Consider the following 8,859-nt stretch of genomic DNA (forward strand, 5'->3'; position numbering starts at 1 on the left):
ACGTTCGACTTTGGCTAGAGATAGCCAAAGTGACCAATATACCGAGATTGAGTGGCACAGTTGCCAACACTGTGCTTTGCACATTACAGTGGCAAATGTTGCCCGTCTTACTATTTCAATGGAATGTAAAAGAATAATGAATTTAATCAGTTACATTGAATCTGCTCGCCAGTACTTGCGAAAGCTCAGCTTACCATCACTGAGTGACATCCGTTTAGGTTTGGGCAAGTTCTGGCGCTGTCTTATCCTAGGGGTTGCTAAGTTATCCTTTGCGCAAAAGCTGTATCTTATTGCTTTGATATTGGCTTTTAGTAGCGAGTTAATGGGGTTGGTCGCTGTGATTGCCGTAATCGCTATGGCCATCGAGTTTTGGCCTGTGTTCGAGCGGGTTTGGCACAGTTTGGCGGGCAAAGCTGTGTTGTTGCTGTTTTATGCGATGATTGCCAACTTTGCTTTGGGCTGGTCTGGCGCGATAGTCAACGAAGTGGTTGGGGTCTCAGCAAGCGATCTCAATTACACCCATAACTTAGCGATTTTACTCTATATGCCCGCTTGGTTTTTGATGGTAAGCGCGATCGTGCTGCTGGCATTACAGTTGATTATTCCTATCTATTTAATATTGATCTTTTTGCTTAAACCTTTAGGTGTCAAATCGTTACGGCTTACCTCGCATACTTCATTCCGTAAAACGACTTTTTTGATCCGTATCGTGCTAGCGACTGTAGTTTTGTATCACTTGAGCCTGTTAATTGATTTAGAGACTCGCATTGAAACCTCGTTTGGCAACTTTATTACCTCTCCCCAAGAAGCCGCTAAGCATGCGCCTCGCGAGCCTAAATCGGGACGGTTGCCGGATGCGACCGATGTGCTGACGGTACCGATTGTAGAGCTAACTCAGACTGCTCTTGACTCTGAAAGCGATAAATCGAGCAAGGCTGAGAATAGTAATGATGACGACGAGCTGGAAGAGGAAGATCGCAAAAAGGCCTACGCCTCGGTGCGAACTCAATATCAGTACTTAGTGCGGCAATGGCTAGCTACGTTCGCATTTTCACTTGAAGCCAATGGCCGCTCGCGTTGTAAAAAGCCTGCCGAGTCGAATGTGATTGAATTAAATGATTACGAGATTTTGTTGATCACACCCGATAAGAATGCGGATTATGGTTATCGTTTTGAGGTGGAAAAATGTATCTCGGCTGCGTTTCCGCTGGCGGTGAAGGGTAATTGAGTCAATTAATAAAAAAGCGACCACAAGGTCGCTTTCGTTTTATAGGCTAAATCAGCTTGAGCTGACTGAGTCGGCTATCGTGTTATTCAACAACCATCACGTTATTCAATAATCGCATTATTCAATCAGCAGCTCATCGAAGCTGCTGATTTTGCGGAACTCGCCAGTGCGTTGCTTGCTGTCGCGAACCATTTGGCAGGTCATCATGCCCGCAGCGTCGGCAGCTTTTAATTCTTCAATAACATCAGACACAAACAGTACTTGTTTGGGGCTTAAACTGATAGTGTTGAGGATATTGCAGTAAGCCTGCTTATCTAATTTGTTGCCCGTGCGGGTGTCGAAATGGCCGTTAAACATTTCAGTTAAATCGCCGCCGTCACTGTGGCCGAACAACAGTTTTTGCGCGTCGACAGAGCCGGATGAAAAGCTGTAAATACGCAGGTTTTGTGCGCTAAAACGTTTCACCGCTTCAATAAAGTCCGGGAAGATATGGCCCTTAAATTCACCGTGGGCATAGCCTTGTTTCCAAATTAACCCTTGTAAGGTTTTAAGTGGCGTAGCTTTACGGTCTTCGTTGACCCACTGTTGCAGGATCTCAGTTACACGCGCTAAGTCAGCCTCGGGCTCTAGGGCGATATCTTTAGTGTCACAAATACAGTTTTCAACCAATACATTGTGTTGGTTCTGTTCTAAAAAGTCTGGCAAGGCTTTGACAGAATAGGGGAATAGTACATCTTGGATAAAGTTTAGGTCTGTCGTGGTGCCTGCTGTGTCTACGACTATGGCTCTGATACCCATAATGTTTTGATACTCCACAATATGTTGGCTAAAAAATGCAACTCCGATCCTAAGCGTTATTGGTGAAATTGGCTAGTCTATTTCACCCAAACACATGGGCAAATTGTGGGTGATATCACTAAGCGATAAGATTGAAATTTGATTAATCTAGTAATTTTAAAAGCTTATCCACTGATTATCCGAGAAAACACTAACTTGATACTGGATTTCATCTCGTTTATTGCGCACAAGTTTGTGGTAGACATAAGACTATGGTCTTAATAGCTAAGGGAAATTTAGGCTGCTATTGTAGTTAATGTCTCTTTACTCCTTTATACCTTGCATGCTGTGGTTTTCGGGAGACGAGACAGCATATTTCACCTGCGAATAGAGAGACCTTACATGAAATATTTACCCGCACTTGGCTTTGGTATCCTATTAGCCTTATTGAGTTTTATCAGCTTCTCATTGGTCGCCAGCGCGGGTTATATGTTGGACATGTTGAGTGCGGTGCCTCACATCTCGCATAACAGTGTGGAGTATCTTTTGTTGGCGGCTCATGATGCGAGTTTGCTGATATTGCTTGCAGGTTTAGTGCTTTATGCTTACCACAGGATCTTTCCTAAACTTCCCTTCGATTGGTTTACCGCTGTGCTTATCCAAATGCCCCTTGGCTTGGCGGTACTGGTATTAGATGGTTTTACTTTAAACCTGTTTTCATTCAAAGGTTTTGCACTAACGCTGACCACTTTAGCCGCTTCATTTGGGGTGTTAAGCCTCTTTTGGTTGCTTCAACGCAGAGCTAAGCGCTCCGAGGCGAGGTTGAGCTAAAAAATTGAGAAGACCAAAAAATAAGGCCATTAAAGTTGTTTTCAATGGCCTTGATTTTGTGAATTTACAATTTAGTCAATAGAGAGTGTTCGTTGATGTATGTTCTAGAATTGATAGCTGAGGGCCAGTTTGTAGTTACGTCCCGGTAAGGTTTTTTCTTCATCATCAGGCCAAACCGAGTAAGTCTCATCCTGAGTTCTAGGCTCGCTAACCAAGGGGCTTGATATGTGAGATATACGCTGTGAAGTTGATAGCCTTCTGCATCCATTCCTCTTTTGAGCTGAGCCTCCGGAAGACGGGTCATATCCATGGCAGTCGTAATGCTGAGATCAGCTGCCAGCTGATCCCAAGATTGATTTTATCTTGTGGAGCACTGTTATAGGGCTGGCGAATATCTTCAATAGTGCCAAGGTAAAAGTTGAGCATGCCCTCGACATCCATTTTCACTTTGCTGTAATTAGCAAATAGATCAAGACTGTTGTATTGATAGGTTAATTCTGCTTCGATACCGCTCGAATAGAGCATGCCAATATTTTTACTGGAATAATCTCTATGTGTGGCTTCTGTTGGGGAAGCTGGTACTTTTTGACCATCGACAATGTTGTACATATAAGGTGCGGTGTCGATATAATTTTGCATTATGGCGGTGCCGGGCAAACAGCTGAAACATTGGCTGGCGAATTTGCAAAATAACAATGCCCAGGGTGAGTTTTATCTAACCGATATTATTGCGATGGCACATCGGGATGGCGTTGAAATCGCTACTGCCCATCCAGCCATGTCGGTAACTTTGTTGAACTGAAAAAAACCGTGTTAGGCCAAGGTTCTAAAGCCAATCATCTGACTTATCTGGGGGATGCGGTGATCGGCAGTAAAGTGAATGTCGGTGTTGGCACTATCACCTGTAACTACGATGGCGCCAACAAATTCCAGACCACGATTGAAGATGGTGTGTTTTTTGGTTCCAACAGTTCACTGGTGGCGCTGGCTCTGTGGTGACACATGACGTCGCTGCCGACGAATTGGTGGTCGCACGGACCAAACAACAGCATATCAGCGGTTGGCAAAGACCGGTCAAAATCAAAAAATAAGCTGATTTAAGCGCTATCGTAGCAGCACGACTGGTTTAGCGTGCTGTTCCTTCTTTGATGCCTGCTTCCGGCCATTCCTGCACTAATAAGTAGCCCTGATTACGGTAAGTCACCAGCAGTTCTTCCGCTTGACCACTCAGCTGCACTAACTTTTTCCGCAACCGGCTGATGGCAATATCCAGTGCCCGGCCTGCCAGATAAGTATCTGTTTCACCCAATGCCAGCGCTAATTCTGTTCGGCTGATAATTTTTCCCTGATGGGCAATCAGTTTAATCAGCAACTGTTGCTCGTTTTCACTCAATTGCAGTGCATGCTGTTGATAGCACAGCTGACGATTTTCCAGATTAAGCCGGAACTGTAAAAACCGCAGATCGGGTACAGTCACAGCGTGCGGCGGCAAGCGACGCAATAAACCCTGGATGCGAAGCAATAACTCCTGCGGAAATACCGGCTTGCAAATGTAGTCATCAGCACCAGCGCCCAGCCCTTGCACCCGGCTTTGTTCCGACGCGTTGGACGAGATCAAAATTTTACCGATGTGGGGTTTGCATAGCTGGCGGCACAGTTCAATACCACAACCATCCGGTAATTGCACATCGGCGATCAGCAGTCGTAAATCTGGTTGTGACAACATGGACATGGCGGCAGCCAGCGAATGTGCCAGGCTGACCTGGAAACCTTGTTGTTGCAGGAAGGCACTGAGCGCCAACCCAAGCCATTCGTCGTCTTCAACCAACAACACCCGGATTTGTTCAGTCATGCCGCACTCCTTCGATTTTTTGCCGTAGCAACTGCGCACTGCGGCTGGCAAGCTGACTTAATGGCTGTTGTGATGCGGACACTCGACTGAGCTGGGTTTCTAGTGCTGCCAGCCGCTCCGCCAGCAATTCCAATCCCAAAGTAGCTGCCATACCACGCAATTGATGCAGATTGGCCTGCAGTTCAGCGCCATGCAAACTGGGCCACTGGCTGATCTGCTGCTGTAATTCGGCAGCCAGCCCGGCTAATTTTTGTTGCACCAGTTGCGCCGGTAAATAACAGGCGAAACTTTGAAAGGTCAGGCTGTTGGCTATTAACGGCCAGGGCAACAATTGACGAATACTTTGTTGTAACTGTGCCAGCTCTACCGGCTTAGTCAGCACTTGTTTAATGCCTGCAGCCAAACAATCCTGCTGCAATTGCCGGCTGGTATCGGCGGTTAATGCCAGCACAGGTGGCAGTGTGCTTAGCAGGGGGCCAGCCAGCTGTTGTTGCAACTGACGGAACAAACTCAGGCCATCACTGTCTGGCAGATTCATATCTAGCAATATCAGCTCAAAGCTGTGTTGCTGACAGAGACCAAGCGCTTCTGCCGCAGTGGCGGCCACCAAAACCAGATGACCATCGTGTTGTAGCAGTGCTTTAATGATCTGCTGATTTAATTCAACATCTTCTACCAGCAAAATATGCAGAGGTGGTATGGTACTGCTGGCGACTGTCGCTATGGAATCCGAAGCGCTGATCGGTGTCAGCGGCAACTGAAAGTAAAAACAGCTGCCAACACTGGGCTGGCTGGTAAATTTTAATTCCGCCCCCAATAACTGCAGTGCTTTTTGACATAAAGATAAACCCAGGCCAGTACCTTCCCGCAGTTCCTGCTGCGAAGCCCGGATAAAAGGCGTTAGAATATCGCGCTGGTCGTCAGGGTTGATGCCAATACCACTGTCTTCGACCGCAAAGTGGATGCTGTGTTGTGGTCCGGTCTGATCCGTCAGTTGCACCTGCAGCCGGACAAAGCCATGATCAGTATATTTAATGGCATTCCCCAGCAAATTGATTAGCACCTGCCGTACTTTGCCCTGATCAAAACTATAGATTTGCTGCGAACTCAGCTGTTCTGTTTGCAAACTCAAGTGTAATTGCCGTGATTGCGCCAGTGGCTGCATACTGTCGACGATACTGTGCAACCAGGGAATTAATAAGGTGTCCTTTGATTGGATTTGCACCTGACCATGCTCCAGACTGGCATGCTCCAGCACTTGTTGCGCCATCGTCGATAATGCCATGCCTGCGTCAATAATAATGCTGCAGTCCTGCTGTAATTGCTGATCCTGTTGCCGCAATTTCATCAGTTGTGCTTTGCCGACAATGGCATTTAACGGGGTGCGTAATTCGTGGCTCAATGACGCCAGAAAGCGGCTTTTTAACGCGGCTTCGGCTTTGCTTTGCTGTTGTAAAGTATCCAACATCTGAATGCGTCGTTCGGAACAGAGCAGAAAATAACTCAGTGTCAAACCATAGACCACAAAATATGATAAAGCCGCCACCGCCACATTTAACAGGTTGAGGCGAAAGATGCCGCCTAAGTCACCGACCAACAGGATATATGCAATACGATAGCTCATCAGCATGATTAATAACATCAGGACCGCCTGAAACAGTTTGACTCCTAACGAAAACCCTGTTTTTTGCTTGGCTCTCAGCACCCGGATACTCAGCAAGCTACAAAGGGAAAACATCAGACTGACCAGGATAATGCGGCCATCGGTATAAGGCGTGATATAGGTGAAATACAAAAAAGTCAGGCTAAAGCTGAGCGTGAGTACGGTTAACAAGCTTTTGTTGCGCTGGTAGCCGAAGAATAAGCGGGTGCCCCATAAAATGGCTAACACTGCGGCCAGCAAAATATGGTTGGCTAACACCACTCCCAGCCAAACCGGTGTCTTGCTTTGAGTACTGAGTAATAACAACCCTAGCGGCAGCAGGCTATTGCCAATCGCCCACTGTTTCGGGCCAGCAAAATCTTTATTCAGCAGATATAACGGCCAGATAAATAAAGCACAGGCCAAAGTCACCATGACCGAAGCTAACGAATGCGCGAGCGGATCCAACATTACCACACCTGGAATGCCTTCAATCGGCATCTCTGACTACTACAACCTAGCTATTTTACCCTGTTTAGTGAGGAATCATAGGGTAACTTTCGTACCTATTGCGGGTTTAATAACAAATCAGCGCTGCCGTTACTTTTCTACTTTCCCGATTGCTACATCATCGACAGCTGTTACATGACGTTACACAGCATCTGGCCTTTTTGTTCAGAAATTGGAACCAACATGTTAGCATCCGGCGATTTTTTATTCTGGTGAATGACTCACCACTGATTATTACTTTGCTATGGAGCAGATATGATTCGCCTCTTGCAGTTAGCTATTTTGTGTATTGCCCTGACCGCATGGCCCGGCTGGGCGATGCAAATTTTTGTTGAAACGCCGGCTGGCAAAACTATTACGCTAGATGTGGAAGGGTCTGACACAACTGAAAATGTGAAAGCTAAAATTGAAGATAAAGAAGGTTATCCGTCTGACAGTTATGCTTTGTTTTTTAAGCAAACTAAAATGGCAAACGACGTTTACACTTTAGCTGATTACAACATTGGCAAAGACAGTAAATTAATCATGCTGTTGCCTGATAGTTACCTTTTTCAAGGTCCGGCCGCCGTAAACGGTTACTGTTCCAGCGGTTTTTATCCTTCGATCCCGGGCGGCGGGGTTTTAATTTTGGCGCTATCGGGACCAGGCGGTTATTGTGCAATCAATGAAGAAGGGTTGGTGAGTCATTCAAATGCGTTCAATACAACTGGATTTCTCATCAGAAATCTCAGGGCCACATTTACCCCGAAAAATATTATGTTAGTTAACAAAGCAAATAAGCCGCTCGTTGCTACTGTTACCTCTCTGGACAAAGATAATACTGAAATTTTTCATGAAAATTTTACGATTGAGCCCGGGACTAATGGACTGAGTTTGGACGCTGCCCATGGGTATACAGGCGAATTATCGATTAAGTTTAATCAGGGCGCCGAAGTTTATTTAAAAGGTTTTGGTATTATTTTTAAACCAGTCAATACAGCGCCGACTATTTCAGGTAAGCCAGCAACAGCGGTGTCTGCAGGCAGTTTGTATAGTTTTACCCCAACAGCATTCGATGCTCAGGGAGATAAACTTACATTTTCAATTGTCAATAAACCAGCATGGGCAACCTTTGATACAGCCACTGGCAGTCTATCTGGTAATCCTGGTTTTGATGCAGTTGGTGACTATAGCACTATAAAAATCAGCGTCAGTGATGGTTTATTGAGTGCGTCATTGGCGCCATTTTCTATTCAGGTGACTGCTCCTGCTTACCAGGTTAGTTTTATCGATGCCGATGGCAAGCCATTATCGATCCAGCAAATCATTCATGGTCAAGCGGCGATAGCGCCAGCTGTGCCGACGCGGGAAGGGTATACCTTCAACGGTTGGGATGTCAGTTTTGCTAATATCACTTCAGCTTTAACAGTGACGGCGCAATACAGCCAGAATGTGTATGTCGTCAGCTTTGTTGATGCTGAAGGTCAGTTGTTATCAACCCAGCAAATTACTCATGGCCGAGCGGCAACAGCGCCAGCTGTGCCAGCGCGGGAAGGGTATACTTTCACCGGTTGGGATGTCAGTTTTGCTAATATCACTTCAGCTTTAACAGTGACGGCGCAATACAGCCAGAATGTTTATGTCGTAAGCTTTGTTGATGCCGAAGGTCAGTTATTATCGACCCAGAAAATCATTCATGGCCAAGCGGCGACAGCGCCAGCTGTGCCGACGCGGGAAGGGTATACCTTCACTGGTTGGGATGTCAGTTTTGCTAATATCACTTCAGCTTTAACCGTGACGGCGCAATACAGCCAGAGTGTGTATGTCGTAAGCTTTGTTGATGCTGAAGGTCAGCCATTATCGACCCAGCAAATTACTCATGGTCAAGCGGCGACAGCACCAGCTGTGCCAGCGCGGGAAGGGTATACCTTCACCGGTTGGGATGTCAGTTTTGCTAATATCACTTCAGCTTTAACAGTGACAGCGCAATACAGTCAGAATGTGTATGTCGTAAGCTTTGTCGATGCCGAAGGTCAGTCG

Annotated in this window: 7 protein-coding genes and 1 pseudogene; 4 read left to right on the forward strand and 4 right to left on the reverse strand. The window is 46.2% G+C overall.

What is annotated here, in order from left to right; all coding sequences use genetic code 11:
• The first annotated feature begins 136 nt into the window (after positions 1–136).
• The gene (locus KO537_RS21955; protein ID WP_219235808.1) at positions 137–1,228 is read left to right on the forward strand and encodes a hypothetical protein; all 1,092 of its coding nucleotides are present in this window, start codon (positions 137–139) and stop codon (positions 1,226–1,228) included.
• 117 nt (positions 1,229–1,345) lie between these two features.
• Here the strand turns inward: KO537_RS21955 and mtnC are convergent, their stop codons facing one another.
• Positions 1,346–2,026, reverse strand: coding sequence for an acireductone synthase (gene mtnC / locus KO537_RS21960; protein ID WP_105253037.1), 681 nt, complete (start codon positions 2,024–2,026; stop codon positions 1,346–1,348).
• Between the two features lie 381 nt (positions 2,027–2,407).
• Between mtnC and KO537_RS21965 the strand changes: the two genes are divergently transcribed.
• On the forward strand, positions 2,408–2,836 hold the full coding sequence (locus KO537_RS21965; RefSeq protein WP_173242501.1) for a hypothetical protein: 429 nt from the start codon (positions 2,408–2,410) through the stop codon (positions 2,834–2,836).
• 300 nt (positions 2,837–3,136) lie between these two features.
• On the opposite strand, the gene KO537_RS23205 is transcribed toward KO537_RS21965, so the two are convergent.
• Positions 3,137–3,475 carry a TonB-dependent receptor gene (locus KO537_RS23205; RefSeq protein ID WP_309247071.1) on the reverse strand — a complete coding sequence of 113 codons (339 nt, stop codon included), beginning with the start codon at positions 3,473–3,475 and terminating at the stop codon, positions 3,137–3,139.
• On the opposite strand from KO537_RS23205, the pseudogene KO537_RS21975 reads away from it, so the two are divergent.
• A pseudogene (locus tag KO537_RS21975) lies at positions 3,474–3,927 on the forward strand (hypothetical protein); the annotation flags it as partial. The gene KO537_RS23205 and the pseudogene KO537_RS21975 sit on opposite strands and share 2 nt — an antisense overlap.
• A 35-nt stretch (positions 3,928–3,962) precedes the next feature.
• Here the strand turns inward: KO537_RS21975 and KO537_RS21980 are convergent.
• Together KO537_RS21980 and KO537_RS21985 are read right to left on the reverse strand one after the other, a co-directional pair.
• On the reverse strand, positions 3,963–4,688 hold the full coding sequence (locus tag KO537_RS21980) for a response regulator transcription factor (RefSeq protein WP_173242503.1): 726 nt from the start codon (positions 4,686–4,688) through the stop codon (positions 3,963–3,965).
• On the reverse strand, positions 4,681–6,801 hold the full coding sequence (locus KO537_RS21985) for an ATP-binding protein (protein WP_173242505.1): 2,121 nt from the start codon (positions 6,799–6,801) through the stop codon (positions 4,681–4,683). Before KO537_RS21985 ends, KO537_RS21980 begins: the two co-directional genes overlap by 8 nt.
• 294 nt (positions 6,802–7,095) lie before the next feature.
• Here KO537_RS21985 and KO537_RS21990 point away from each other — a divergent pair.
• Positions 7,096–8,859 (forward strand): InlB B-repeat-containing protein (locus KO537_RS21990; protein ID WP_219235811.1); only part of this gene is annotated, 1,764 nt, incomplete at its 3' end.

Source organism: Shewanella sp. NKUCC01_JLK (assembly GCF_019345615.1).
GTDB lineage: Bacteria > Pseudomonadota > Gammaproteobacteria > Enterobacterales > Shewanellaceae > Shewanella > Shewanella oncorhynchi.